Source organism: Actinocorallia lasiicapitis (assembly GCF_054778695.1).
On record NZ_BAAGZI010000046.1, the window covers coordinates 1 to 24,927 of the forward strand.

General features: G+C 69.5%; 25 protein-coding genes. 12 read left to right on the top strand and 13 right to left on the bottom strand.

The window, feature by feature from the left end; translation table 11 throughout:
- The coding region (locus ACYVE7_RS08330) for a hypothetical protein (protein ID WP_460363987.1) at positions 1-470 on the top strand (470 nt) is incomplete at its 5' end.
- A 57-nt stretch (positions 471-527) separates the two neighbouring features.
- Here the strand turns inward: ACYVE7_RS08330 and ACYVE7_RS08335 are convergent.
- A complete protein-coding gene (locus tag ACYVE7_RS08335; RefSeq protein WP_460363988.1) occupies positions 528-1,046 on the bottom strand; it encodes a DUF4188 domain-containing protein in 519 nt (172 codons plus the stop codon).
- Positions 1,047-1,245: 199 nt separating this feature from the next.
- Between ACYVE7_RS08335 and ACYVE7_RS08340 the strand changes: the two genes are divergently transcribed.
- From ACYVE7_RS08340 to ACYVE7_RS08360, 5 genes are read left to right on the top strand one after another with little or no spacing between them, the layout of a single operon-like run.
- On the top strand, positions 1,246-2,082 hold the full coding sequence (locus ACYVE7_RS08340) for a tetratricopeptide repeat protein (RefSeq protein WP_460363989.1): 837 nt from the start codon (positions 1,246-1,248) through the stop codon (positions 2,080-2,082).
- Position 2,083: 1 nt separating this feature from the next.
- Positions 2,084-3,811 (top strand): acetyl-CoA carboxylase carboxyltransferase subunit alpha, encoded by a 1,728-nt coding sequence (locus ACYVE7_RS08345; RefSeq protein WP_460363990.1) that lies wholly within the window; start codon positions 2,084-2,086, stop codon positions 3,809-3,811.
- Complete coding sequence (locus tag ACYVE7_RS08350; protein ID WP_460363991.1) at positions 3,808-4,308, top strand: acetyl-CoA carboxylase biotin carboxyl carrier protein; 501 nt, start codon at positions 3,808-3,810, stop codon at positions 4,306-4,308. The genes ACYVE7_RS08345 and ACYVE7_RS08350 overlap by 4 nt, the downstream gene beginning before the upstream one ends.
- Positions 4,301-5,644, top strand: a complete 1,344-nt coding sequence (gene accC / locus ACYVE7_RS08355) for an acetyl-CoA carboxylase biotin carboxylase subunit (protein WP_460363992.1) — start codon at positions 4,301-4,303, stop codon at positions 5,642-5,644. The genes ACYVE7_RS08350 and accC overlap by 8 nt, the downstream gene beginning before the upstream one ends.
- An 8-nt stretch (positions 5,645-5,652) precedes the next feature.
- A complete protein-coding gene (locus ACYVE7_RS08360; protein WP_460363993.1) occupies positions 5,653-6,258 on the top strand; it encodes a GAF domain-containing protein in 606 nt (201 codons plus the stop codon).
- A 60-nt stretch (positions 6,259-6,318) separates the two neighbouring features.
- On the opposite strand, the gene ACYVE7_RS08365 is transcribed toward ACYVE7_RS08360, so the two are convergent.
- From ACYVE7_RS08365 to ACYVE7_RS08380, 4 genes are all read right to left on the bottom strand, one after another.
- Positions 6,319-7,341 (bottom strand): hypothetical protein, encoded by a 1,023-nt coding sequence (locus ACYVE7_RS08365; RefSeq protein ID WP_460363994.1) that lies wholly within the window; start codon positions 7,339-7,341, stop codon positions 6,319-6,321.
- 87 nt (positions 7,342-7,428) lie between these two features.
- Positions 7,429-8,703 carry a tyrosine-type recombinase/integrase gene (locus ACYVE7_RS08370; protein WP_460364011.1) on the bottom strand — a complete coding sequence of 425 codons (1,275 nt, stop codon included), beginning with the start codon at positions 8,701-8,703 and terminating at the stop codon, positions 7,429-7,431.
- A gap of 96 nt (positions 8,704-8,799) precedes the next feature.
- The gene (locus tag ACYVE7_RS08375) at positions 8,800-9,261 is read right to left on the bottom strand and encodes a hemerythrin domain-containing protein (protein ID WP_460363995.1); all 462 of its coding nucleotides are present in this window, start codon (positions 9,259-9,261) and stop codon (positions 8,800-8,802) included.
- Between the two features lie 162 nt (positions 9,262-9,423).
- The gene (locus ACYVE7_RS08380) at positions 9,424-9,999 is read right to left on the bottom strand and encodes a TetR/AcrR family transcriptional regulator (RefSeq protein ID WP_460363996.1); all 576 of its coding nucleotides are present in this window, start codon (positions 9,997-9,999) and stop codon (positions 9,424-9,426) included.
- 89 nt (positions 10,000-10,088) lie between these two features.
- On the opposite strand from ACYVE7_RS08380, the gene ACYVE7_RS08385 reads away from it, so the two are divergent.
- Positions 10,089-11,528 (top strand): MFS transporter, encoded by a 1,440-nt coding sequence (locus tag ACYVE7_RS08385; RefSeq protein WP_460363997.1) that lies wholly within the window; start codon positions 10,089-10,091, stop codon positions 11,526-11,528.
- A 36-nt stretch (positions 11,529-11,564) separates the two neighbouring features.
- Here ACYVE7_RS08385 and ACYVE7_RS08390 read toward each other — a convergent pair whose 3' ends face one another.
- On the bottom strand, positions 11,565-11,723 hold the full coding sequence (locus ACYVE7_RS08390) for a hypothetical protein (protein ID WP_460363998.1): 159 nt from the start codon (positions 11,721-11,723) through the stop codon (positions 11,565-11,567).
- Between ACYVE7_RS08390 and ACYVE7_RS08395 the strand changes: the two genes are divergently transcribed.
- Entirely contained in the window at positions 11,715-12,506 is a 792-nt protein-coding gene (locus ACYVE7_RS08395) for a Vgb family protein (protein WP_460363999.1), read from the top strand. The two genes, ACYVE7_RS08390 and ACYVE7_RS08395, sit on opposite strands and share 9 nt — an antisense overlap.
- Positions 12,503-12,850 (top strand): YciI family protein, encoded by a 348-nt coding sequence (locus tag ACYVE7_RS08400; protein WP_460364000.1) that lies wholly within the window; start codon positions 12,503-12,505, stop codon positions 12,848-12,850. The genes ACYVE7_RS08395 and ACYVE7_RS08400 overlap by 4 nt, the downstream gene beginning before the upstream one ends.
- Before the next feature lie 106 nt (positions 12,851-12,956).
- On the opposite strand, the gene ACYVE7_RS08405 is transcribed toward ACYVE7_RS08400, so the two are convergent.
- Positions 12,957-13,475, bottom strand: coding sequence for an HXXEE domain-containing protein (locus ACYVE7_RS08405; protein WP_460364001.1), 519 nt, complete (start codon positions 13,473-13,475; stop codon positions 12,957-12,959).
- Positions 13,476-13,522: 47 nt separating this feature from the next.
- Here ACYVE7_RS08405 and ACYVE7_RS08410 point away from each other — a divergent pair, with 47 nt between their 5' ends.
- Positions 13,523-14,185, top strand: coding sequence for a TetR/AcrR family transcriptional regulator (locus ACYVE7_RS08410; RefSeq protein WP_460364002.1), 663 nt, complete (start codon positions 13,523-13,525; stop codon positions 14,183-14,185).
- On the opposite strand, the gene ACYVE7_RS08415 is transcribed toward ACYVE7_RS08410, so the two are convergent.
- Positions 14,182-14,676: a DoxX family protein gene (locus ACYVE7_RS08415; protein WP_460364003.1), complete on the bottom strand. Its 495-nt coding sequence runs from the start codon at positions 14,674-14,676 to the stop codon at positions 14,182-14,184. The two genes, ACYVE7_RS08410 and ACYVE7_RS08415, sit on opposite strands and share 4 nt — an antisense overlap.
- Positions 14,677-14,938: 262 nt before the next feature.
- Here ACYVE7_RS08415 and ACYVE7_RS08420 point away from each other — a divergent pair, with 262 nt between their 5' ends.
- Positions 14,939-15,643 (top strand): TetR/AcrR family transcriptional regulator, encoded by a 705-nt coding sequence (locus tag ACYVE7_RS08420; RefSeq protein WP_460364004.1) that lies wholly within the window; start codon positions 14,939-14,941, stop codon positions 15,641-15,643.
- Between the two features lie 122 nt (positions 15,644-15,765).
- On the opposite strand, the gene ACYVE7_RS08425 is transcribed toward ACYVE7_RS08420, so the two are convergent.
- The gene (locus ACYVE7_RS08425) at positions 15,766-16,356 is read right to left on the bottom strand and encodes a TetR/AcrR family transcriptional regulator (RefSeq protein ID WP_460364005.1); all 591 of its coding nucleotides are present in this window, start codon (positions 16,354-16,356) and stop codon (positions 15,766-15,768) included.
- Positions 16,357-16,419: 63 nt separating this feature from the next.
- On the opposite strand from ACYVE7_RS08425, the gene ACYVE7_RS08430 reads away from it, so the two are divergent.
- A complete protein-coding gene (locus tag ACYVE7_RS08430; RefSeq protein ID WP_460364006.1) occupies positions 16,420-16,854 on the top strand; it encodes a nitroreductase/quinone reductase family protein in 435 nt (144 codons plus the stop codon).
- A 45-nt stretch (positions 16,855-16,899) separates the two neighbouring features.
- Here the strand turns inward: ACYVE7_RS08430 and ACYVE7_RS08435 are convergent, their stop codons facing one another.
- From ACYVE7_RS08435 to ACYVE7_RS08450, 4 genes are all read right to left on the bottom strand, one after another.
- Positions 16,900-17,373, bottom strand: coding sequence for an LGFP repeat-containing protein (locus ACYVE7_RS08435; RefSeq protein ID WP_460364007.1), 474 nt, complete (start codon positions 17,371-17,373; stop codon positions 16,900-16,902).
- A 53-nt stretch (positions 17,374-17,426) separates the two neighbouring features.
- Positions 17,427-19,883, bottom strand: coding sequence for a penicillin acylase family protein (locus ACYVE7_RS08440; RefSeq protein ID WP_460364008.1), 2,457 nt, complete (start codon positions 19,881-19,883; stop codon positions 17,427-17,429).
- Between the two features lie 89 nt (positions 19,884-19,972).
- Entirely contained in the window at positions 19,973-22,375 is a 2,403-nt protein-coding gene (locus tag ACYVE7_RS08445) for a helix-turn-helix transcriptional regulator (protein WP_460364009.1), read from the bottom strand.
- Between the two features lie 982 nt (positions 22,376-23,357).
- Positions 23,358-23,903 carry a CAP domain-containing protein gene (locus ACYVE7_RS08450; protein ID WP_460364010.1) on the bottom strand — a complete coding sequence of 182 codons (546 nt, stop codon included), beginning with the start codon at positions 23,901-23,903 and terminating at the stop codon, positions 23,358-23,360.
- Positions 23,904-24,927 lie beyond the last annotated feature (1,024 nt).

Below are 24,927 nucleotides of genomic sequence, written 5' to 3' on the forward strand. Positions count from 1 at the left end.
GCCGCGCCGACCTCGCCCGCCCCCTGCTGGACGGCCTGGCGGCGGACGGGTTCGCGGCCGTCCCCCGCGACGAACTCTGGTTCGAGACCCTCAAGCATCTGGCCGCCGTCGCCCGGGGCCTGTCGGCGGACGACGCGGCGGCCCGCCTCTACGGCCTGCTCCTGCCCTACAGCGGCCGCACCGCCTCGACGGGCGCCGGCTCCTTCGGCCCCATCGACCGCGTCCTGGCCGACCTGGCCACCGCCATCGGCCGGTACGACGAGGCCGAACGCCACTTCACCGCCGCCATCGAACACTCCACCCTCGTCTCGGCCCCCGGCTGGGCCGCCCACACCCGCCGCTCCTGGGCCGACATGCTCCACCTGCGCGCCCGCCCCGGCGACCTCGACCGCGCAGCCTCCCTGACGGCCGAAGCCCTGACCGACGCCAAGGACCTCGGCCTCACCGGCCTCCTCGAAGACCTCACCTGAACCACGAAAAATCCCCCTCCGCCCGGCGCCGGGCGGAGGGGGATTTCGGGGTGGGAGTCAGTGCTGGGGCTGCGCGGGGCTGGCGACGCCCGGCTCGGACTGGCCGCCCAGACGGCGGCGGGCGGTCTCACGGCGGCCGAGAGCGGGGGAGTGGTCGAGGACGGTCGAGAGACCGAACTGCGGCATGTTGTCGTAGATCGCCTCGAACTTGGCCGGCTCGACCAGGTAGGACTCGTGCCAGATGCCGAACTTGCCGTCCGCGCCGACCGTCTGGTTGTACTTCCGCCAGGCCGGGATATGCCGGTCGAGGCCGTCGCGGGCGTACCGCTCGAGGTCCTCGAACGACCGCCAGTACTGAATCATGCCGAGGCCGCGGAAGTACATGATCTGCTGTCCGCCCAGGAATCCCTTTTCCGGATTCTTCCGCAGGTCGAGGAACATCCGGACGAAGGCGTAGGCACCGTGCGTCCACTTCCGGATGGAAGTGAAGCGGTTGATCCTCATACCGATCATAAACACGACGAAAGGCTCGTCGGTATGGGCGGCCCAACGGCCTTTGTAAATTTCCGCACCCATGTTGAAGCACCTCCGGAGCAGGGGTTTCGTGTCGGATCAAGATGCTCACAGAGGCGCGGGACGGCGCAAGCCCGAAGCCCGTTCAACCGAGTGGCGTTTTCAGTTGAACGGTGCGTTCTCTCTTGGTGGGAAATCGTTTGAACTTTAGTGTTCTCGAGATGGATACCGCCGCGAACGTGGAGGTGGCGTGGAAACGCAAATGCACGACTATGCGATCGCGAGAGAGGCGTTGGCCGGAAACCCGCACGATCCCGGTCTCCTGGCGATCGCGGGCCGGTCCGCCCTCGAGCTCGGACTGGAAGAGGCGGTGACGCTCCTGCGGGAGCTGTCGGAACTACGGCCCGAGGACGCCGGCACCTGGCGCGACTACGGGCTGGCCCTGCTGAACGAAGCGGACCTGCCCGGAGCCGAACAGGCCCTCCGGACGGCCCTGCGCCTCGACCCCGACGACGTCCAGGCACGCGTCAACCTGGGACACGTCGCCTACCTGGACGGGGCCGTCGAAGAGGCGACCCTGCAACTGTGGCGGTCGGCCGAGCTGGCCGTCGACGACGAGCAGGCCCTGCGCAGCCTGATCGAGATCAACCGGATCGAAGGCCGCCCCCAAGCCGCGCTCAAGGCGGCCCAGCAGCTCGTCTGGCGGGCGCCGCTGGACGTCCTGGCCGTCCACGACCTCGCCGAACTGCACCTGCTGCTCGGCAACGGCGAGGAGGCGCTGCGGTCCTACCGGCGGCTGCTGGAGATCGACACCGAGCTGGGTCACGGCGGCTACATCTACCACGCGATGATCGAGGTCGAGCTGCGGCGCGAACGCTGGCGTCCCGCCCTCGACCTGGCGATCGCGGCGTCCGCGCTGGACCGCAGACAGCTCACGACGGACCTGCTCGCCTACGTCAGCGCCCAGCTCTTCGGGGAGGGCTCCGCTCCGGTGCCCGACCGGGCCGCGCTCGACCTACGTCTGGCCGAACGGCGACTGGAGCACCGCAGGGGCCACACGGACTCACTCCTCGCCGACCGGCCGCTGGAAAGGCTCTGACATGACGACCACCACCACCGCCCCGGTCTCGGGGCTGCGGGTCCCGGACGGCATCCAGTGGATCAAATGCCCGTCCTGTGACAGCTTCCTCTACCTGCGGCGACTGGAACGGAACCTGCGGGTCTGCTCGGACTGCAAGCACCACTTCCGGCTGTCGGCGACCGAACGGCTCCGCCAGCTCCTCGACCAGGGCGCGTTCGAGGAACACGGCCTCGACGTCCAGACCCAGGACGTCCTGGGCTTCGTCGACTCCAAGCCGTACACGACCCGGCTGGAGGCGGCCCGCTACAAGACCGGCCGCCGCGAGGCCGCCGTCTACGGCACCGGGACGATCGGCGGCCACGCCGTCGTCGTCGCCGTCATGGACTTCGGGTTCATGGGCGGCAGCATGGGCGGCGCCGTCGGCGAGATCATCACCCGGGCCGCCGAACTGTCCCTGCACACCAGGACGCCACTGCTGCTGATCACCGCTTCGGGCGGGGCGCGGATGCAGGAGGGCAGCGTCTCCCTGATGCAGCTCGCCAAGACCGGCCAGGCCATCGCCCGGCTGAAAGAGGCCGGCGTCCTGTCGATCTGCCTGCTCACCGACCCGACGTTCGGCGGCGTCACCGCCTCCTACGCGATGCTCGGCGACGTGCTGATCGCCGAGCCGGGCGCGCTGGTCGGCTTCGCCGGGCCGAACATCATCGAGCAGACGATCCGCCAGAAACTGCCCGACGGCTTCCAGAAGGCCGAGTTCCTGCTCAGCCACGGGATGCTCGACATGGTCACCCCGCGCGACCATCTGCGGCCGACCCTGTCCAAACTGCTGCGGATGCACGCCGACGCCGAACTGTCGGTCGAACCGTTCCAGGGCGAGGACGGCAACGAACCGATCACCGACCCGGACGCGCTCGCCGACCGTCCCGCCTGGGACGTCGTCAAACTGGCCCGCGACATCGGCCGTCCGACGCTCCTGGAGTACGCCGGATACATCTGCGAGGAGTTCCTCCAGCTCTCGGGCGACCGGCTGTACGCCGAGAACTCCTCGATCGCCGGGGGCCTCGCGACGATCGGCGGCCGTACCGTCATGCTGATCGGCCACCTCAAAGGCCACAACACCGCCGAACTCGTCGCCAACAACTTCGGGATGCCCGAACCCGAGGGCTACCGCAAGGCGCTGCGCCTGATGCGCTACGCCGCCCGGTTCGGGCTGCCGATCGTCACGCTCGTCGACACGCCCGGCGCCTTCCCCGGCCTGGGCGCCGAGGAGCGCGGGCAGGCCGTCGCGATCGCCGAGAGCATCATGGAGATGAGCCGGCTGCCCGTCCCGATCGTCACCGTCGTCACTGGCGAGGGCGGCAGCGGCGGCGCGCTCGCCCTCGCCTCCGGCGACCGCGTGCTGATGATGGAGAACGCCTACTACTCGGTGATCAGCCCCGAGGGCTGCTCGGTGATCCTCTGGTCCAGCGCCGCCGCCGCGCCCGCCGCCGCCGAAGCGCTGCGGGTGCGGGCCCCCGACCTGCTGAGGCTGAAGGTCGTCGACGGCGTCGTCCCCGAACCCGAGGGCGGCGCCCACACCGACCATCTGACGACCGCCGTCAACCTGCGCCGCGCGCTGGTGGACACGTTGAACGACCTGCTGACCCGCACCCCCGATCGGCTGCTGAACGAGCGGTACCAGCGGTTCCGGCTGTTCGGGACGCCGGGCGAGCAGCCCGGCCTGGAATCCGTGGAGAATCCCCGATGAGCAGCGAAGAGACACCCATGACCGACGAAGCAGTACTGGAGACCGTCGTCCGGCAGGCGCAGGCACTGGCCGGCGGGCTGCCGGGCTCGCTGAGCAAACTGGCCGTCACCGTCGGGGACTCCCGGGTGGAGATCGAGTGGCAGCAGGCCGTGACGGTCACCGCCGCCCCCTTCACCGCCGGTCCCGCCGGCCCGGCCCTGGCCGAGCCGATCGTGACCGTCGAGGACGTCGCCGGGCACGTCGTCGCCGCCCCGCTGGTCGGGACCTTCTACCGCTCGTCGGAGCCGGGCGTCGCGGCGTTCGTCGAGGAGGGCGACATCGTCTCGGTCGGCCAGCAGCTCGGCATCGTCGAAGCCATGAAGATCATGAACCGGATCGACGCCGACCGCGCCGGCCGCGTCGTGAAGATCCTGGCCGGCGACGGCGAGATGGTCGAGTTCGGCCAGGAACTCCTCGTCATCGACCCCGACGGCGCCGAGGCGGGCTCGGATGGTTGAGAAGATCCTGGTCGCGAACCGGGGCGAGATCGCGTTGCGGGTGGTCCGCGCCTGCCGTGAGCTGGGCATCCCGTCGGTCGCGCTGTACTCCAGCGCCGACGCGGACTCCGCGGCCGTCCGGCTCGCGGACGAATCCGTCCAGATCGGCCCCCCGGCCCCGGCCCGCAGCTACCTGCACATCCCGAGCATCATCGGCGCGGCCCTGAAGACCGGCGCCGACGCCGTCCACCCCGGCTACGGCTTCCTGTCCGAGGACCCGTACTTCGCGGAGATCTGCGCCGACCACGGCATCACCCTCATCGGGCCGTCGGCGTCGGTGATGGAACAGATGGGCAACAAGGCGTCGGCCCGCAAGCTGATGGAGGCGGCCGGGCTGCCGCTGCTGCCCGGCACGATCGAACCGGTCCTCACCGCCGACGACGCCGAAGAGATCGCCGAGGCGATCGGCTTCCCCATCATCATCAAGGCGGCGGCGGGCGGCGGCGGCCGCGGCATGACCGTCGTCCGCCGGATGAAGGACCTCCGCGAGGCCTACCAGACCACCCGGGCGCAGGCCCAGGCCGTGTTCAAGGACAGCACCGTCTACATCGAACGGTATCTGGAATCGGCACGGCACACCGAGATCCAGCTCGTCTGCGACACCTACGGCAACGGCGTCCACCTCGGCGAACGCGACTGCTCGGTGCAGCGCAGGCACCAGAAGCTCATCGAGGAGGCGCCGTCGATCCACCTGTCGCCCGAACTACGGGACGAGATGGGGTCGGTCGCCGTCAAGGGCGCCCTGTCCCTCGGCTACACCGGCGCGGGGACGATGGAGTTCCTGCTCGACGACGACGGCCGCTACTGGTTCATGGAGATGAACACCCGGATCCAGGTCGAACACCCCGTCACCGAGATGATCACGGGTGTGGACCTGGTCAGGGAGCAGATCCGGGTCGCGCAGGGCCACCGGCTCAGCAAGACCCAGGACGAGATCGCCTTCGCTGGACACTCCATCGAATGCCGGATCAACGCCGAGGACCCCGACCGGAACTTCGCACCGTCCGCGGGACGGCTGGTCGAGTTCAACGCCCCCGGCGGCCCGTGGACGCGCGTCGACTCGCACTGCTACCCGGGCTGGACGGTCAGCCCCTACTACGACTCGCTGATCGCCAAGCTGATCGCCTGGGCGCCGACCCGGGACGAGGCGATCGACCGTATGCAACGCGCGCTGAGCGAGTTCCGGGTCTCCGGCCCCGGAATGAAGACCACGATCGGATTCCACCAGAAGGTCCTGGCCCACCCGGTGTTCCGTTCCGGGGACTTCCACACCGATTTCATCGAACGTCACATGTAGGGGATGACATGACCGTGACACAGATCTCTCCGGACCGGGTCACCGAGCTCGAGCGCAGGATCCGAGAGGAGGGCAACGCCCGCAAACGCCTGGTGGACATCGCCGTCAAACTCAACTCGACCCTCGACACCACCAAGCTGCTCCAGCTCGTCATGCAGATGGCCGCCGAACTCCTCGACGCCGAGACCGCCTCCCTGCTGCTGGTCGACCGGGACTCCGGCGACCTGGTCATCGAGGTCGCCACCGGCACCGTCGGCCACAAGGTGATGTCCCGCCGCATCCCGGCGGGCGAGGGCATCGCCGGCTGGACGCTGACCCAGCGCGAGGTCGCCATCATCGACGACCCCCGCTCCGACCAGCGGTTCTTCACCGAGGTCGGCAAGGCCATCCAGTTCGAGACCAGGAACCTCCTGGCCGTCCCGCTGCTGGTCAAGGACCGTGCGGTGGGCGTCATCGAGGTCCTCAACAAGCGCGGCGAAGCCGCCTTCACCTCCTGGGACGCCGAACTGGCCACCGCTTTCGCCGCCCTGGCGGCCCTGGCCGTCGACAACGCCACCATGTACGCCCAGCTCTCCGACGCCGTCCTCACCGCCCGCATGTCCTACCGCCTCTGACCGCCCCCGGGAACCGCCCCGCCGACGACGCCGGAGGCGGCCCCACGCGATAGCGGTCCGTCAGGAACCGGTGTAGGCGGCCGGGGCGTCGTTCCTCCAGCCGACTCCCCAGATGCCGCCGGGGACGGAGGCGACGTCGTGGACCGTGGCGCCGGACGGGACCGTCACCGCTTCCCAGACGCCGCCGATGTAGCGGTAGGGGCGCGTCCCCGTACCCTCGGCCACCGCGGCGACCCACGGGGTGCCGGAGGCGTCGACGGTCAGATCGGAGAAGACCGTGATCTCGGGCGGGGACGGGATCAGCGTCCAGACGGAACCGTTCCAGCGCATCAGATTCCCCTGGGTGATGGCCCACACGTCGTTCGCGGCGACCGGGACGACCTTCTCGGACCACCCACTGGTGCCGGCGGGCAGCGGCACGTTCGTCCAGGCCGTACCGTCGAAGTGCGCGAAGGTCGCCTCCGCCTCCCGGGTGCCGACCGCCCACACGTCGGTGGCGGAAAGCCCTTGAATGTCACGGGCATAGCGCATCCCGGGAATCTGGACTTCGGTCCAGGTGCCGCCGGTGCGCTTGAGCAGCAACTGCTCGCCGCTGCCGTCGAAGGCGGTGACGAAGGTGCCCGCCGCGCTGGTGGCGAGCATCCCGAAGTGTTCGGCCGGAATCGCGACCTTCTGGAAGGCCGAGCCGTCGAAACGAGCGGCGTACACGTTCGAACCCCCGGCAGCGTTCGGTCCGCCGGTGATCCAGGTTTCGCCCGCGCTCGAGGCGACCTGCGAAATCTGGCCTTGCCCCGTCCAGCCGTTGAGCGGGTACTCCTCCCACGACGTCCCCACCCACCGCCGCACGACCGGGTTCCCCGCGCTGTACAGCCAGCAGTGGTCGGCCCAGCGCAGGCAGTACCCACCCTGCATCCCGCCGACCCAGACACCGCCCGCACCGTCGGCGGTGACGTCCAGGAGACCGGCCTGCGGCCACAGGAAAGGCAGCGGGACCGTGCGCAGTTCAGGGGCGGCCGCGAAAGCCGGTCCCGGCAGGGACACGAGGGCGGCGGTGGTCGCGACGATGGCGAGGGCACGTTTCATGGCGGCCACTATTCAACGACCATCAAAAAAAACTCTAGTGGCTACTGGAAAATCGTCCTGAGGCGGTCGATCGGGAAAGAAGGCGCGTCAAGCGTCGTTGGACGGCCGGGGGGTGTCCGAGGGGCGGGTTCGGTGGCGGGCGAGGATGCGGGTGAGGTCGGTGACGGGGGAGGTGGCGAGTTTGTGGTTGGTGTCGTCGTAGCGGCGGGTGGTGCGCGGGTCGGCGTGCCCGGCCAGGTCCTGGACCTTGGCGAGGGGGACGTCGTTGCCGAGCAGGGTGGTGATGACGGTGCGGCGGCCGCTGTGCGGGGACAGCCGTCCCGCCGCCGGAAGTCCGGCCGCTTCGGCGCGCTTGCGCAGCACGTTGGTCGCATCCCGCTGGGTGAGCCGTTTGCCGCCCGGTTTGCCGGGATCATTAGGGTGTGGGGTGGTGACCAGCAGCGGGCCGGGCGGGCACACCCCGCCGGGGTGGCGGAGCGCCCGCACCTGGAGGTAGGAGTCCAGGACCCGGGTCACCTCGCCGTCCAGACGCACGTAGTCGCGGCCGTCCGGACCCTTGCCCTTCGCCCGGAACCACAGGATCCGGTAGCCGGCCTCGACCGTCACGTCGGCGATATCCGCGCCGGTGATCGCCGACACCCGGACCGCGGTGTAGAACAGCAGCGCGATCAGCGCGGCGTCCCGCCACGCGGCCTCTGTCCCCGACCGGCGGGCACGGGTCTCGGCCTCGTCGAGGAGGGCGGCGGTCTCGGTGACGCTCAACGTCGGCGCCTGACGGGCCGAGGCACGGACCTCCGCTGACACCGGCCGGTCGACCAGCAGCGTCGGGTTGCGGTCGGCGACCTCGTTGGACTGCAGGTAGGTGTACCAGGACGACACCGCCGCCAGCCGCCGCGCCTTGGTCGCCGCCCCCGCCGGAACGGTCCCCGCCCGGGTGACGGCGCTCATGACCGCCACCCAGTCATCGACGTCCGACCTCCGCGCCGACAGCGGATCCAACCTCGTACGCGAACAGAAATCCAGCCACCCGGCCAGGTCCCGATAGTAGGCGCGCCGCGTCGCCTCACTCTTACGGCTCCGCAACCACGCCGCCGTCAACCCCCGCAGCCCATAACGATCACCAGAAGCATCAGCAGGCAACCCCGGCAGCACCCCGACCGCCTCGACGAACGCATCACCGCGACGCCCGTCCCCTCCACCCACCGAAACCGCCTGCCCCGCCAAGACCTCCGCGGCACGCACGACCATCACACCATCGACCACAGCATCCTCGGACCCGTCCACCTCACACCTCCCGAACAGCGACCACCCCTCCCTCCAGTCTGTCCGAACCGCCACCCAACTCCCACCTGGCACGCTCATCACCCCGCACAGAGCGATGACGTCGTCCACGGCATGTCGCGATCTGCGGCTACCAGTTGCCGGTACGGCAGTGGGGTCCCGTCGGACGGCTGTGGTTCAGGTGATCGGGCCGAAGATCTCGGTGCGGTCGAAGTCGGCGTCCATGCCGTCCAGGACCGCTATCAGTTGTCTCTCCTCGTACTTGAAGTGGGTTTCCATGACCGCTTCGATCCCGTCGAGGTGGTGGTGCGCCACTTCTGGGTCGGTCGAGTGGGCCACTGCCTTCTGCAGTCCGCCGATGAGGTGTTCGATCATGTTGTGGTCCTGGGTCAGCTTCGCGACCACCGGTGCCAGGTCGGGACGGGCCCGAAGGAGTTCGGGGAAGAGGGAACCGTCTTCGGCGCGGTGGTGGCCGGACAGCGCGGCGCAGAATCCGTGGCAGAACAACAGCAGGTCAGTGGCGGCCTCGGCGGGGTAGCCGCCGTCCAGCCCCGCTCGTGCCATGGCCAGGGCGTCGCGCAGCTTTCCGTGCACACGTCGTAGTTCCTCACCCCAGGCGGTGACGCGTTCAGTCGACATGGCCGTCCTCCCGTCGTGTCCGGGTCGTGCACGTGACCGTCGAGGACGCGGTGCGCACGTGCGGCCGAAGCCCGGAGAGCCGGTCCGCTGCGGCGCAGCGCGTGATCTTCGGTGGGATTGAGGGGTGAATGTCCGGAGCCGCCTTTCGATGGAGGGTGCGGGTCAAGGTCGTGCCAGCAAGCGGTCGACCAGTCCGGCGACGTAGTCGGAGGTGAGTGGGCCGACGCCGAACAGAACGCGGATGTACATGGGGGCCATGAGGTGGTCGAGGATGTCGAGCGCGTCGAGGGGCTGCTCGCCGCGCTCGCGGGCGCGGTCGAGCATGTCCTGCACGATGCGGGCGCGTTTGGTGAGGAAGTCGTCACGCTCCTGCAGACCCTGGTCGCCCCTGCTCGACAGGGCGACGGTCAGGCGCAGGATGGCGAGGCCTTCGGGTCCGGTGATCTCGCGGGCGACCTGGGCGGCGTAGGCGTGGAGGTCACCGGCCAGCGTTCCGGTGTCGGGCATCGGTGAGCGGACGTTCAGGCGGGTGAGCGCGACGTCGGTGAGCAGGGCCTCCAGCGTGCCCCACCGCCGGTAGACGCTGGTGTCGGCGACGCCGGCACGAGCGGCGACGTCGCCGACGGTGAATTCACCGTAGCCGTTCTCGGCGATCAGATCCGTGACGGCCTGGTGGACCGCCTCCCGGACGCGCGCGCTGCGCCCACCGGGGCGTCTGACGGGCTGTCGTTCTTCCACTCCCACACCTTATCGCAGTCGGGGGTTGCTTTTGTGAGGATGATCGTCTAGCGTCCCTAACGCAGTGAATGACTGCTTTAGGGGGATGGATGCGAACTGTAACACCGCTGGCCGCGACCAGCCGCGCGGCTCTGCTCACGACGACCTGTCTGGGGCAGTTCATGGTGCTGCTCGACAACACGATCGTCGGCGCGGCACTGCCCGACATGCAGGAACGGCTGCACACCCAGCTGGCCGGGCTGCAGTGGATCGTCGACGCCTATGTGCTGCTGGTCGCGATGCTGCTGCTGTCCGGTGGTGTCTTCGCCGACCGCTTCGGCCGCAAACGGGTGTTCCTGACCGGGGTCGTGGTGTTCACCGCCGCGTCCGCCGTGTGCGCGGTCGCGCCGTCGATCGGTTGGCTGATCTTCGGGAGGGTGCTGCAGGGCGTCGGGGCGGCGGCGCTGAGCCCCGCGTCACTGGCCCTGCTCGCCGCCGCGTATCCGGTTCCGCTGGAACGGGTGCGGGCGATCGGGTTGTGGGCCGGGCTCAGCGGGATCGGCCTGGCGGCCGGGCCACTGGTGGGCGGCGTCCTGACCGAGGCGTTCGGCTGGCCCGCCATCTTCCTCGTCAACCTCCCCATCGGCGTCGTCCTGCTGGTCATCGGCCTGCGGGTACTGGGCGAGTCCCGCAACCCGGGCGCGCCGGCGATCGACGTCCCGGGGACGGTCCTGTCCGTTCTGGGCGTCGGGACGCTCACCTACGTGCTGATCGAAGGCGGCTCCCGCGGCTGGGCCTCCCCACTGGTCGTCGGCGGTTTCGCCGTCGCGGCCGTGCTCCTGGCCGTCTTCGTGGTCGTCGAGGGGCGCGTCGCTGCGCCGGTGCTGCCGTTGCGGCTGTTCCGGCAGCGGCTGTTCACGGTCTCCAACACCGCGATGACCGTGGTCGGTTTCGCTCTCATGGGCTCGTCGTTCTTCTTCTCCCAGTTCTTCGTCTACGTCCAGGGCAGCTCGATCCTGCAAGCCGGAGTGCAGACCCTGCCCGGCACGCTCGCGATGGTCGTCGTCAGCCCGTTCGCGGGACGGCTCGCCGCCCGGTACGGCTTCCGGATCATCGTCACCGTCGGCCTGACGCTGGCCGGGCTGGGGCTGCTGGCCCTGGGCTCGGTCCACGCCGACACCGGATACACGAACGTGTGGTGGCGGCTGGCCGTCGTCGGCATCGGCTTCGCCCTCACCCTGTCCCCTCTGACCGGTGCCGCCATCCAGTCCGCCGACCCGCACGAGGGCGGCCTGGCCTCGGGCGTCAGCAGCACCACCCGCCAGATCGGCGCGGTCCTCGGCGTCGCGCTCCTCGGCGCCGTCGTCCACACCCGGCAGACCGGCGGCGCCTCCCTGGAGGACGGCCTCACCACCGCCTTCGCCGTGGCGGGCGTCATCACCCTCGCGACAGCGGTCTGCACCGGCCTCTGGCTGACCAAGACCACCGAGCCTTCCCGGCCGGCCGATCCGGCCCCGCGCCCTCAGCAGAACAGCCCGGCACCCGCGTGACCCTCCGGCTCCCCGAACCCGACCCCTCCCTCAGCGCTACGACGACGCCGACATCGAGAGGCTGCGGCGCGCCGCCTGGTGGGACTGGCCCGCCGACCTCGTCACCGAACACGCCCGCGCCATCATGGCCGGCACCCCAGCCGACATCGCGATCATCGCCGCCCAGTACAGCCTGGAGAAGCACCCGTGACTCACCCGTCCATCGAAGAACACACCGTCGCCGACCGCGCGGCCGGACCCTACGCCCTCACCACCGGCCCGGACGACGCCCTCTGGTTCACCCTCGTCCACAGCGGCCGGATCGGCAGGCTCGTCCCCGGCGAGGAACCGACGAGTCACCGGCTCGACCCCGCCAGCGGACCGACCGTCATCACCCCCGGGCCCGACGGCGCCCTCTGGTTCACCGAATACCAGGCCGGCCGGATCGGGCGGATCACCACCGAAGGCCACGTCACCGAGTTCGATCTGCCCGGCACCGACCGGCGACCATTCGGCATCACGCCGGGGCCCGACGGCGCCCTCTGGTTCACCGAAACCACCGCCGACCGCATCGGCCGCATCACCCCCGAGGGCAACGTCACCGAGTTCCCGCTCCCCGCCACGGGCGCGTTCCCGTCCGCGATCACCGCAGGCCACGACGGCACCCTTTGGTTCACTGAGATCGCCGCCGGGCAGATCGGCCGCATCACCCCCGACGGGCAGATCACCGAGTTCCCCCTGCCCGACCGCGCCGCCCGCCCCCACGCCATCACCGTCGATCAGCACGGCACCGCCTGGTTCACCGAATGGGCGAGCAACCGTGTCGGCACCATCACCGCCGACGGCTCGATCACCGTCCACGACCTGCCCACGCGTCACTCCGAACCCCACGGCATCGCAGTCGGCCCCGACGGCGCGGTATGGACCGCCCTCGAGATCGGCGCGCTCGCCCGGATCGCCCCCCGCCGCCCCACAGCGGCAAAGAAAGGAAACCCATGAAGTACGCACTCGTGATCTTCGAGACTGACGAATCGCGCCACCGGATCCAGACCGACCGGGCCGCCTACCGCAAGGAATACGAGGCCTGGATCGGCGACCTCGCCTCCGCCGGAAAACTCGTCGGCGGTGACGCCCTGGAAACCGAGCGCACCGCGCCCGCCACCGTGCGCACCGCGGCCGACGGGACGACGACCGTCACCGACGGACCCGCTCACCCCGGCGAGGAAACCCTCGGCGGCTGGTTCATCGTCGAGGTCGCCGACCGCGCCGAAGCCCTCGAACTGGCCGCAAGCCTTCCCACCCCCGAGACGGTCGAAGTCCGCCCTGTCCTCGAATCCGCCTGAACCACACCGGAGACCCGCCGGAGCGTGCCATGCGAGCTGGTGGCCCGGCCTCCGCCGGGCCACCAGTCGCCGGTCGCGGGTGAGTTCGTGAGTGGTCCCGTAGTTCTCATGACCTGTCGGAACTTCCGGTGGTGTGGGCTGCGGTCAGCAGGTGGGCTCCGGTGTGGACGGCTGCCAGGGTGGCGGGGAGCAGGAGGGCGGCGTCGCGGAGGGTGGTCGATGGGTTTCGGCGCACGCCGGCGCGGCCCAGTTCGTGCCAGGCCCACAGGGAGAACGGGATGACGACCGTCGGCGAGGTGGCGACGCCCGGGGTGTAGCCGCGCTGCCTCACGCTCAACGCCAGATGCCCGAGACCGTGGACTCCGAAAGCGGCCAGTGCGGCCTGGTAGAAGCGCGATCGTCCGCCCGTCCGCACGCCGTCGACCGTCGCGGCGAGCATGACGGCGCCCATCAGCGAGATGGCGGTGCGAGCGTGCGCGGTGGAGACCTCGCGCTTGAGGCGCGCCGGTCCGGGAGCGTTCCCGCCCGCGTTCCGCTGTGACCAGGAGGCCATGGTGAACCATTCCTCGACGTCGTTGGCGGCCCACGCCAGCAGCAGTCCCCAGGTCACGCTCTTCTTGATCATCTCGACTCCTCGAATAACGTTACGATCCGTACTGTAATGTTGTTGGGGTGAGCGAGCAACGCATTAGGCAGCGGGGCCGGCCGCGCAACGCCGACGTCGACCGAGCACTCATCGCGGCGACGGTCGAGCTGCTGGCCGAAGACGGGTACGCGGAGCTGACCATCGAGGCGGTCGCCGCACGTGCGGGAGTCGGCCGTCCGGCGGTGTACCGGCGCTGGCGGACCAAGAACGACCTGGTCGTGCAGGCGCTGGTCGAGGCGGTACCGCCGTTGCACGTGCCCGACACCGGCGACGTGGTCCGCGACCTGAGGGAACTGGCCGTCGGGTTCACGACGCGGCTGGCGGCCTCCCCGCTCGGCCGGACCGTCCTGGCCGTCCACGCCGAGGCAGGTCGCAGGCCCGACCTCGCCGAAACGCTGCGCCACCACTACCTCAACCCCAGGAACACCGCGATCCGCGCCCTGATCGAACGCGGACTGGCCGAAGGTGTCTTCAACCCGGCACTCGCCCCCGACACCATCCGCGACCTGGTGTTCGGCCCCCTCATCTACCACTGGCTCGTCACCGGCCACCTCACCACAGCCACGGCCCACACCCTCGCCGAAACCGCCTGCACCGCGGCGCTCGCCCACCACGCCCCGACCGTCGGCTGCGGTGGGCCCCGGAGACGGGAGACGTCCGCGGGGCCCGATGGCCGGGTCGGGTATTAGGTGGCGTGCTTTCGGAGGGTCGCCGTCGTCACCGGGCGCAGGGGGCCGGCGAAGCGTTTCGCGATCGCGTAGTCGGCGCTGAATCGGCCGGGCCCGGCCAGCAGGAGAGCGAGGGAGGCCGCCCCCATGATCATGGCGAAGCCGGAGCCGCTTCCGTCGGGACCGATCGGGATCGACTCGCCGGCGTGCACGAAGACCAGCGCACCGCCCATCACCGCGGCCAGACCGGCGCAGATCGCCCGGCTCAGCAGGCCGGCGACGAGCAGGATGCCGCCGAAGAACTGCACGATGGCCGTGAACGGGGCCGCCACCGCCGCCAGCGGGATCCCGGCGTTCTCGTAGTTGCCGACGTTCGAGGTGACGCCCCCCGGCTGGGAGATGTCACCGTATCCGTGAACGATGAAGATCACGGCGGTGACGACGCGGAGCACGAGAAGGCCCGCGTCGTTCGCACTGGGGAACTGCTCTGCGAGATAACGCAACTTGTCCATGATTCCTCCTGGGTCGGTTGGAACGGATTCGGGCTGTGCTGAGTCGGAGCCGTCCGTCGGGTGCTCCCAAGGCAGGGAGCCGTTGGCGTCGAAGAAGGAGCCCGAGGGCCCGTCGTCGCGAGGTGGCGGCCGCTACCACCGCCCTAGCCGCGCTGCGCCAGTTGCCCGGCCCACCTCTGTGTTATCGGTGATTCGAAAATCACGGTATCGATGATTCAGGCCCCGTGTAACACTGATAGCAAAGATTTGTTAGCATTGATACATGGCGGACGAGAAGACAGCGGTGCGTGACCGGATCCTCCAAGTGGGCCTCGAACTCCTGGAGAGCGGCGGGGACGAAGCGGTCTCCACCCGCGCCGTCGCCGCCGGTGCGGGTGTCCAGCAACCGGCCCTCTATCGCATGTTCGGAGACAAGCGAGGACTCCTGGACGCCCTCGCGAGCTATGGATTCGAGCGCTACCTGGCCAGCAAGAACCAAGCCCACGCGAGCACCGGGAACGTGTTCGAAGACCTCCAGGCCGGCTGGGACAACCACGTCACCTTCGGGCTCGAACGACCACACCTCTACGTGCTCATGTACGCCAACACCGCCGGCGGCGAGATCTCGCCACCCGCCAAGACCGCCTACCAGGCGCTGCTCGCGGCGATGCGACGGGTCGCCGCGACCGGCGCGCTCCGGGTCCCCGCCGACGTCGCCGCGCACATGATCCAGTCCGCGGCCATCGGCGTGACCCTGCGACTGATCACACACGGCGACGACCCTGCCCTGAACGAGCTGTCCCCACGAGTCCGCGACGCCGTACTCGCCGCGATCCTCGTGAAAGCCGAAGTCCCCACCGACTCGACCGGCGACCTCGCCGCACGAGCCCTCACCCTCGACGCGGCTCTCCCGACCGCAGGCGAAATCCTCACAGAACCCGAAACCGGCCTCCTCCGCGAATGGCTCCGCCGACTAGCCCAGCGATAGCGCCGAGACCCGAAACCGGCCTGCCTTCAGATGACGCTGGCGAGCCGGCCGTAGACGCAGAAGACACATCGCGTCGCCGCCTCCGAACAGTTTGTGACGCGAGCATTCCGACAGGCGCCGTCTTATAGGTCCGGCTTTTCGTGGCCAGGTGTTGGGAGCGCTCGCAGGGAGTCTCGTAGGGAGTCGACCAGTTCCTTCCGCGTGATGGTTCCGGGGTCCCGGAGCCATTCGCTCACGGACGCCTCCAGCCCGCCGATCCATCCGCGCAGGGCGATGCGCACTCCGGGGACGGACGGGTCTGCGCCCTCTCCGGCGGCGATCTGTTCGACGCCCGCCATACGGGTCCGCTCGACCAGGGTGTGGATCTCGGCGAAGCGCGCGGTGGCGCGCATCAGCGAGGCGAAGCCGCGCGGATGCTCGTCGGCCCAGGCGACGTAGTTGGTGAGTATCACGGTGGCCGGGTCGTCGGTGTGGGTGTCGGTGAGCATGCACCCGACGAACCCGTCGAGAAGGTGCTCGACGATCGCCAGGTAGAAGCCCTTCTTGCTGCCGAAGTGCTGGAAGACGACCCCGTGGGAGACGCCGAGCGCGCTGGTGATCCGGTCGAGCTGGACGTCGTCGTAGTCGCTGTCGGCGAACGCGTCGAAGCCCGCCTCGATGAGCTGCCGACGGCGTTCGAGGGCGCGGGGAGTGTCGAGAGGTCGTCTGGCCACGGCCCGAAGATAGCAGGCCATGAAATGTTGACGTCATGTCAACATTCGTGCCACGGTGATCGCATGACGAACCCGAGGGGGCTACCGGAGATGAGCGCTCAGCAACACGCGATCAAGCGCACGACTTTGAAATGGATATGGCGGTTCACCAATCCGCTGGCCCGGCCGCTGGCCGGTCTGGCGCCCTGGTGGGTGCAGTTGGAGATGGTGGGGAGCCGTACGGGCCGGGTACGCCGGATACCTCTGGCCGCGGGCCCCAGGGAGACCGACGGGATGTGGGTCATCGCGCTCCACGGCCGGCAGTCCGCCTGGGTCCGCAACGTCGAGGCCCATCCGGTCGTCCGGCTCAAGCACCGGCTGCGCTGGCGCACGGTGACCGCGTCGGTGGAGGAGTTCGGGCGGATCCCCCTCGACCGGTTCAACGCCTACGCCCGCTCCGCCCAAGCGCTGACCGGCATCGATCCGGTCCTCGTTCGTTTCACCTACCAGCCGACCTGACCCCAAACCCGAGGAGGGCGACGCCGCCCTCCTCGGGTGCTCTGGTCAGACGCAGGTGTTGGGGGTTCGGCCTACGGAGTCGAGGCTGGGGATGTAGTGGAGCTGGCCGCACCGGAAGTTCTGCCAGATCTCCCCGCCGTAGGGGGCGCGGTATTCATAGGAGGTGGGGTAGCCGATCGGGCCGCGTTCGCAGCCGAGGCTGCACCAGACGTCACCGATACGGCCCCACACCGGCCAGGCGCCGGTGTTCGGCGACCAGTAGATGGTTCCGTTCTGGAACTGGGTGCGGCGGCCGTACCCGTCGGGGTTGGTGAGCTCGCCGGTGCGGGGGCAGCCGAGCGCGCCGGACGGCCCGCCCATCGCCAGATAGCGTCCCTCGATCGCGCCCAGCACCCGCTGGCCGCAGTAGTAGCCGTCGGCGTGAGCGCTGGGGGGCGCGACGAGAACGGTTCCGGCGATGGCCGCGCAGAACAGCGCGATGCCTGCGGCGGCACGCCGCGACGCATGGGTGAGAGTCATGTCTGCTCCGTGAGATCTGGTGTGGTGACGTTCATCGGGCGGAAAACGGTGCCTCAGTCCAGGACTTTGGTCTCCAGGACGGGGGAGGCCGCGATCTGGGCTTCGGTGTAGCGCTCGGTCACCCACTGGCCGGCCGAGAACAGCTTGGTCTGGTCGGTGTAGTGCGGTGAGCTGGGGTCGGCGGACTGGGAGTAGGTGAGGACGGACAGCGCCTGCGGCGGCCCGTCCGCGGTGAACATCGTCTGCTGGATGAAGCTGGAGCCGAAGGTGACGTCCCGTTTCCCGTCCACCGTCCCGCCGGTGATCACGTTGAGGATGCCCAGGCTGCCCAGGGAGCCGTGGATGGGGATCTGCTCGCCGTTGCGGGTGACGTTCTGGACGTCCGACAGCGGTGCGTTCAGCGGGAGGCCGGCCTTGCGCATCGCGAGGACCGCGCGGCCGAAGGCGTCACGGACGGCGGAGCTGCCGGAGTCCAGCGTGTTCGGCGTGCGCACCGGGTCGTCGGGGTTGAAGGGCACCCGCCACGGAAGCTTCGCGGCGCTCTGCCCGCCGAGCAGATTGATCCAGTAGTTGGCGAACAGCACCGAACCCCGGCTGGCCAGGGAGTAGTCGTGGTCCTTCCAGGCGGCCAGGATCGGGCACGCCTCCCGCACGTTGACCACGGTGACGTCCACCAGGATGAGCCCGAGCGGCTGGCTCTCGCACATCTTGACCGTGGCGTCGAGGGCCAGGTCGGCCGCTCGGCTATTGTCGGAGAACAGCAGTTCGCCCATGGTCTCCGGGGTGAAGCCGCGGCCCGGCAGGCCGTCGGTTCCGTTGATCCGGTTCTGCGCGGTGAGGATCAGCTCCTGGGTGCGCAGCGACCGGGGCGTCCGCGCGTCGCCCATCACACGCGGGAAGGCCAGCGGTTGTGCCGGGTTCGCCAGCCAGGCGCTGTCGTTGGCGTTGCCGACGAAGTCCGTCCGGATCAGCCGCGGCTGCGCGGCGGGGTCCAGCAGGCCGGGCGCGACGGAGTTGGGGTCGTCCGGCCAGTCGCAGGCGCTGCGCTTGCCGTCGAAGATGGAGATCGGGGGCACGTTCGCCAGGGGCAGCTGCTGGTTGAACAGCAGGCCGCCGGTCAGGGTGAGGCACGAGGCGGCGTGCGCGTCGGTGATGTTCGGGGCGGCCTGGATGTCGGCGTAGAGCGCCCTGCCCCCGCGGTCGGCGGCGACGGTGTTGAAGAACGGGACGCCCTGCGTGGTCTCCAGCGTGTTCACCACGTCGTCGACGCTCTTGGCCTGGTCGAGCTGGAACCAGGTGTTCAGCGCCCGCAGGTTGCCGAGGTTCGCGTCGCGCACCGCGTGCGCGCTGACCACCCACGGCAGCGGGACGCCCTGGATCGAGGCGGTGACCGGGCCGTAGCGGGTCGACCACAGGGTCCGGCTGACCCGGCCCACGGTGCCGTCGGCGTTCAGCACCTCGACGGTGACCTGCTGGGACGTCATCCGCTGCCAGCCGCCGTCAACGAGATAGCGGGTCGGATCCAGCGGGTCCACCTGCACGTCGAACAGCCCGAACGGGGCAACGGTGGCGACGGTGTGGCTCCAGGCGACGTCGTCGTTGTGCCCGATGTTCACCGCGGGCAGCCCGAGCAGCCCCGCCCCGGAGACGTTGACCTTGCCCGGGATCGTCAAGTGGCTCTGCCACATGCGGTTCTTGCCCTGCCACGGGAAGTGCGGGTTGGCCAGGAGCATGCTGGTGCCGCCGGACACGCCCTGGGCTCCGACCGCCAGTGCGTTGCTTCCCATGCCGTCGGCACGGCTCGCCGCGACCGCCGCCTGGATCTTCTTCGCCGTCTTCTTCGGGTCTTCGGGCTTCGCGGTGGCGGCGGCCTTCCGGGCGGCCGGAGCGACGAGCGGCTGGGCGCTCACGAGGCCGTCCAGGAGCGGGTCGGCGGTGCCCATGATGATCTCGGCGTGGGCGTGCCGGTAGACGTCCAGCTCGGTGATCGGCCGCACCCAGGCCGCGCCGTGGCAGGCCGGGTCGGTGATGCCGGCGGCGCCGCCCGTCTCGGCCAGGTACCGGTTGTAGCCCTGGACGAAGCCGCGGATGGTGTCCCTGACTTCCGGCGCCGGGCCGTTGGGCGCGGGCTGCTCAAGAGCCCGTTCCACGACGCGATCGTCGTTGATGCGCTGGAAGTACAGATCGCTGTTCAGGTTGGTGGTGGTGTTCTGGTTCTGCCCGGGGCTGGCCTTCCCGGACGGCCCCAGATAGCGCGATTTCTGGGCGTTGACCATCAGATACGTCTCGGCCAGGGTGCAGATGTTGTCCTTGGCGGCGGCGTATCCGTAGCCCGTTCCGAGGCCCGGCCAGTCCTGGGCGATGATGTGTGGAATGCCGTACTCGGTGTAGCGGATCGTCGGTCCGGCCGGAGCCGGCTCGGCGACCGCAGGACCGATCAGCGCCATGCTCAGCATCGCCGTCGCGACGGCCGCCATCGGCAGTCTCGCTCTGTGTCTCCTGCGCGTCATCCGGGAAGTCCTTTCGGGGCATCAAGGTGCGGCGGCGTCTCGATGCTGGGGCCCCGGCGGCGGAACGGACAGGCCATCCCACCGGACGTTCATGCCCGGTCGGCTCTGACCTCCTGGTTCACCCTGTGATGAGGGGAGGCGCCGCCAAGGTGTTGCTGCAACCGGACGTGGCGGAACTGGTAGACGGCGCCTCGCTGACGCAGCGCCCCGCGATGGTAGGCGTCGTCCAGGAACCCGGCGATCCGCCAGGGAAGCCTGCCGGCGAGCGGCAGCCGGATCCTCGCGAGCAACAGCCACTGCCCCCAGGCGGTGAAGCCGAGGACATGGGCGGCGGCTCCGCCGAGCCCGCAGACGGATCCGACGAACAACCCGTCTCGCCAACCCCAGTTGAGAGGTCCCACTGTCCCGCGGAGCAACTGAACGGCCAGGATTCCGTTGAGCGTCACCGCGAACGTGAGGGCCACCGCCGTGACGGCGAACTGCCGGCCGACCATCGAACGGTTAGCCGACAGCAGGCCGATGGGGGTGGCGGCCTCCGTGACGTCCACGGGCGTCTCGAGTGCCGCCATACATCCGTAGAGCAGCCCCGCGGTCGACCCGAAGACGAACCCGTAGAACACCATGTTGATCAGCGTGTGTTCGATCACCTTCGGATCCGCGAGCGGGCTCCCCAGATACAGCGCCCGCTCGAGGGTGAGGGCCCAGGCGCAGCCGATGCCGAGAATGGTTCCGCCGACCAGCCCGTGCCCGAAGCGCACGGCGAACGTGCGCACGGGCCGCCGGCCGAGTCTGGCGCGGGCGCCGCGCAACGACAGCCGTACATGGCTGGGTTCGTAGGCCGCCCCGCCCCTGGCCGCGTCGGTGATCGCGTAGAGGGAGCCGAACGCCAGTCCCGCAACGGGTCCGACCAGGCATCCCTGGACCAGGAGCTCGCCGAGCTTCAGACCGCTGAGCTGGAACAGGGCCGCGTACACGAGGCCGGCCAGCCAGAAGGCGAAGGTCACGCACAGCGCGGACGCCGCAGCGACCATGACGGTACGACTGGCCCGGGGCAGCGACTCACCGAGCCGCCACCACGCGAGATCCCTCCGGTCAGGACCGAGCCGGTTCAGATGGCGGGCCAGATAGCCGAGCCCTCGTTCGGCGTGCGCTCGATCCCAGCCCGCCGACCGCTGACCGGACAGACCGCGTTCCGGTGCGGCCCGGCGGCGGTAGACCGCGGGGAGGAAACCCGCCAGCAGGTACTCCTCCAGCGAACTCACGGTGGCGAACCGGGACGCGTCGAGGAGCTCGGCGGGGTCGTTGTCGGACGCCTCGCTGTAGAGGGTGCGGACGAGCGCGACCATGAGCGGCGTCGTCAGCACGGCGGCGAGGTTCGCTCCGCCGGTGGTCGTCTGCTCGCGCAACTCCCGGAGGATCGGATCCCACAACGCGCTTCCGTCACGGTGGGTGGCCGGTCGGGCGGTCCGGGGCAGGTAATCGGTGAGATCGTCGAGGCTGAGGTCGGTGAGCTCGATCCCCGCAGCCCACAGGAGCGGGGCACGTGCCGCCCGGACGGCGTCAGCGAACTCCCCGCGCCGCGTGGTGAGGACCAACGGCACGGAAGTGACGTTCAGGGAGGCCAGCGCCGCCTCCCGCAGGCCGTCGCCGATCTCGTCGAACCCGTCCAGCACGGGGAGGATGAGATCCGCGTCGACCAGCGCTTCCGCCAGGCTGGTTCCCCGAGGGCCACGTCGCGCCAGATGGGAATGATCACGCAGCAGCAGGCTGACCATCCAGTCCCGCAGTGCGGTGGTCGTCGGATCCCAGGAGCCGATGCTGAAGACGACAGGCACAGGACCGGGTGCTCGCGCGGACTCCAGGAAGTCCAGGACGAACCTGATGGCGAGGACGGACTTACCCGACCCCGCACGTCCGATGACCACCAGCCGCCGGGACGGGACGCGCAGGAAGAACTCCGCGACGTCGGGCAGGCCGCCTGCCATCTCCATTTCGCTCGGCTCCTGGCCGGGATCGAGCCGCTGGATGTTCTCCGCGCTGTCGGTCAGATCCGCGGGCGCCGAGACCCAGCGCACCGGCAACGGAAACGGATCGTGGACCCGCTGATGAGCCTCCTCGGCGCGCCAACGCCGTTTCACCTCTGCCGCCAGTTCCAGAGCGGATCCGGCGAGCGCGCTGTTCACCGGCAGCGATTCGCCTCCGCCCGGCGAAGGGTCGGACGGTCTGGTTCCCCCACCGGAATTGGCCGCTTGGGGGAGTTGGCTTTTGCGAGGCCGGTCGAGGACGGTCGACAACCGATGACGGTCCTCATCGTCGAGTTCGAGCGCGTCCGACAACAGTTTCACGGTCTCCACATGCGGATTGGTGGATTGCCCGCTCTCCAACCGCCGAACCGTCCGAACACTGACCCCGGACCGCTCGGCCACCTGCTCCTGCGTGAGCTCCGCAGCATCCCGCAACTGCCGCAACAACGCCCCCAGCTGATACTCCACCAAGAATCCCCTCGACATATCAGCACAAGCAGTCCGGAACTGCCCTACCACTGCAAAACTCATCACCGACGCCACTTACGTCCGCACCCGCTCCGCACCGATCTCACGGCAAGCTCAGCCAGCCCGGAGACCCTGCGGAGGGAGCCCGCCATAGGCCGACCACCCGCCGACGGGCACCATCACGTCGGCCATCGAAATCGGCCAGCACGGTCAGCGACGATATATTCGGACGAGCCGCGAAAATTCAGCTCTGAAGCATCGGTTGCAGTGACCGATCGCCGAAGAATCGGCACAGCGAGCGCTTTCACGGCGAATTGCACGGTGACTCAGGTTATCCGTGCCAGATTCCCTCTCCTACGGCGGCACCGCATCGATCGCGCAAGAGGATTGGCCATCGAACCCCTTGCGCACCGGACATTGTGCTCCCCGTCACCCGCCGCGCGAGTGGGAGGGCATTCCGCCACATCGGCAGAATCCATCGGCAGGCCCCGCGGATCTCCCCTTGAATCGCCTGATCTCCAACGTCTCAACAGCGCGTGAATTCTGGCTGAGGCACAGCACGACCAGGTCCTGCGGAACATCGTCCCGGCGTCCTGTTGTCCAGGCCCGCTCCCGCCGCCACGGAGCAGCCGCGCAGGCAGGCCGCTCGCTGGCGGCCGGAGCGCGCGCCGACCGTTCCCGTCCCGCACGGCTGGCGCGCCGCGTCGCAACTTGAAGAACACATCAAGTTGCATCGTGGGCTCGTCGATCGCCCCGCCCCTGGCCCGGCAAGGCGAGAGCACCTGCAACGTCGACCGGCACCCGCCACTGGCGCGTTTTCAGGGAGAGCGGCGTCATCCTCCAGCGCTCCGTCGGTCGCGAGATCTACAGCACCCTGCGCTCGGCCGACCTCGAGTTCCGCTTCCCGGCCTTTTCACCGTGACCCTCGCCGCGGAGGTGGCTCGCCCCGGGGCGCGTCCCGCCCGATTATCGGCCTGTTCGGTCACCCTCCGAAGTCGTGCACGAGGTAGGTGCGACCGGTGCCCGCGTCGTAGTAGACCCCGATCCCGTGGTTGGTGAGGGCGCAGTTGTCGAGGGTCCGCCGGTGGGGCGGGCTGGTCGTCCAGAACCGCCAGGCCGGCTCGACGGCGTCGACGGGCTTTCCCGGATGCCAGTAGACGTTCTCCGCCTGCGTCCCGTACCCGAGTGCTGCTTTGATCCGTCCGTTCTCGCCCCAGGCCAGCCTCCCGTCCGACCCGATGTGCCCTTTCCGCTCGTCGTCGTCGGCGAACGCGTCGATCAGCGCCGCATGGTTGCCCGCCAGATCCTGCCCGTGCGCCCGCGCCAGATCCTTCAGCCCCGCGTCGGCCTGCTGCGCCTTACACCCCGCCTCCAACCGATGGTCCAGGAAGTGGAATGTGATCGCCGTCTCCTGTGTCGCGTACGACCCCGACGTCAGCTCCCCGCCAGGACCCGGAGCCGGATCGCAGCTCGACCCCGACACCGCCACCACCATGCTGCCCGCCAGCACCACCTTCCCCCACCACATACCGGTCTCCTCTCGTCTCGTCCCACGAGACCAGAGTCCCCCCGCCGTGCCCGCTGCGCCTGAGTACCCCCTACTCGTCCCGCGCTCAGCTCACGGTTTTCACTATCTGTGTTCTGTCAAGTTGTCGCCGTCCCAGGCGTGGACGGTTCCGTTCGCCATGATCGCGAAAGAGAAGCTTCGGCGGCCTGCGATGACGGCTCCAAAGCCGTTCTTGACGCTGGTGGGAGACCGGTGACTTGCGGATGGTGGTGGTGCCGTCACTGCGCTGGCCGGAGCTGTTCTGGCTCAACCGGCGACCGCGACGGCGGACTTGCCGCCGCCTTCACAACTATGCGGCCGAACCCTCGACTGCAGGTTCGAGCGCGCTGCGGTTGGTCTTCAGCGATAGTTCCTCGTGGTCTCGACCCGAGACGTCCAGGTCGTTCCACCCTGCCCCTGGCCCGCCATCCACCGTCACCCAACGCTGCGCGCGGAGTCGCATCGGGTCCTGCTCGGGGCGGACCACCGGGATAAGGGTCATTATCCCGGAGTGGGATCTGCTTGATATTTACGCTTAGCGCGCGGCGCGATGGTTAATACGCGCGCCTGTGCGCGTTGTACAGGGTAGATTCTGCGGCATGATCGATGATGCGGCTGGAGCGGGGGGCTTTCGGGTCTCTGACGGTGACGTCACTGCGGATGCGCTTCTTGTGCCTGCGCCGGGGGATGGCGCGGCGGGGGAGCGGGGAACGTGTGCGCTTGAAGGGTGTGCTCTGGCGTTGCCGGTGGTGGAGGGCCGGGGAAGGCGGCCGAAGTACTGCAGTAAGGCTCATGCGGATCAGGCCAGTCGGGATCGGCGGGCGGCTGATGTGCTGCTGGTGGAGGAGCCGCTCGCGCGGGCCGAGGCGCTGGCTCGGGCTCTGCCGCTGGTGCAGGTCGCGGAGCAGCTTGGTCGGCTGCAGGAGTTCTTGGCCGACGCGCAGGACGGCGCGCTCGGCCGGGTGCAGCGGGCTGAGGCCGAGACGGTCGCGGCTCGGCAGGGTGC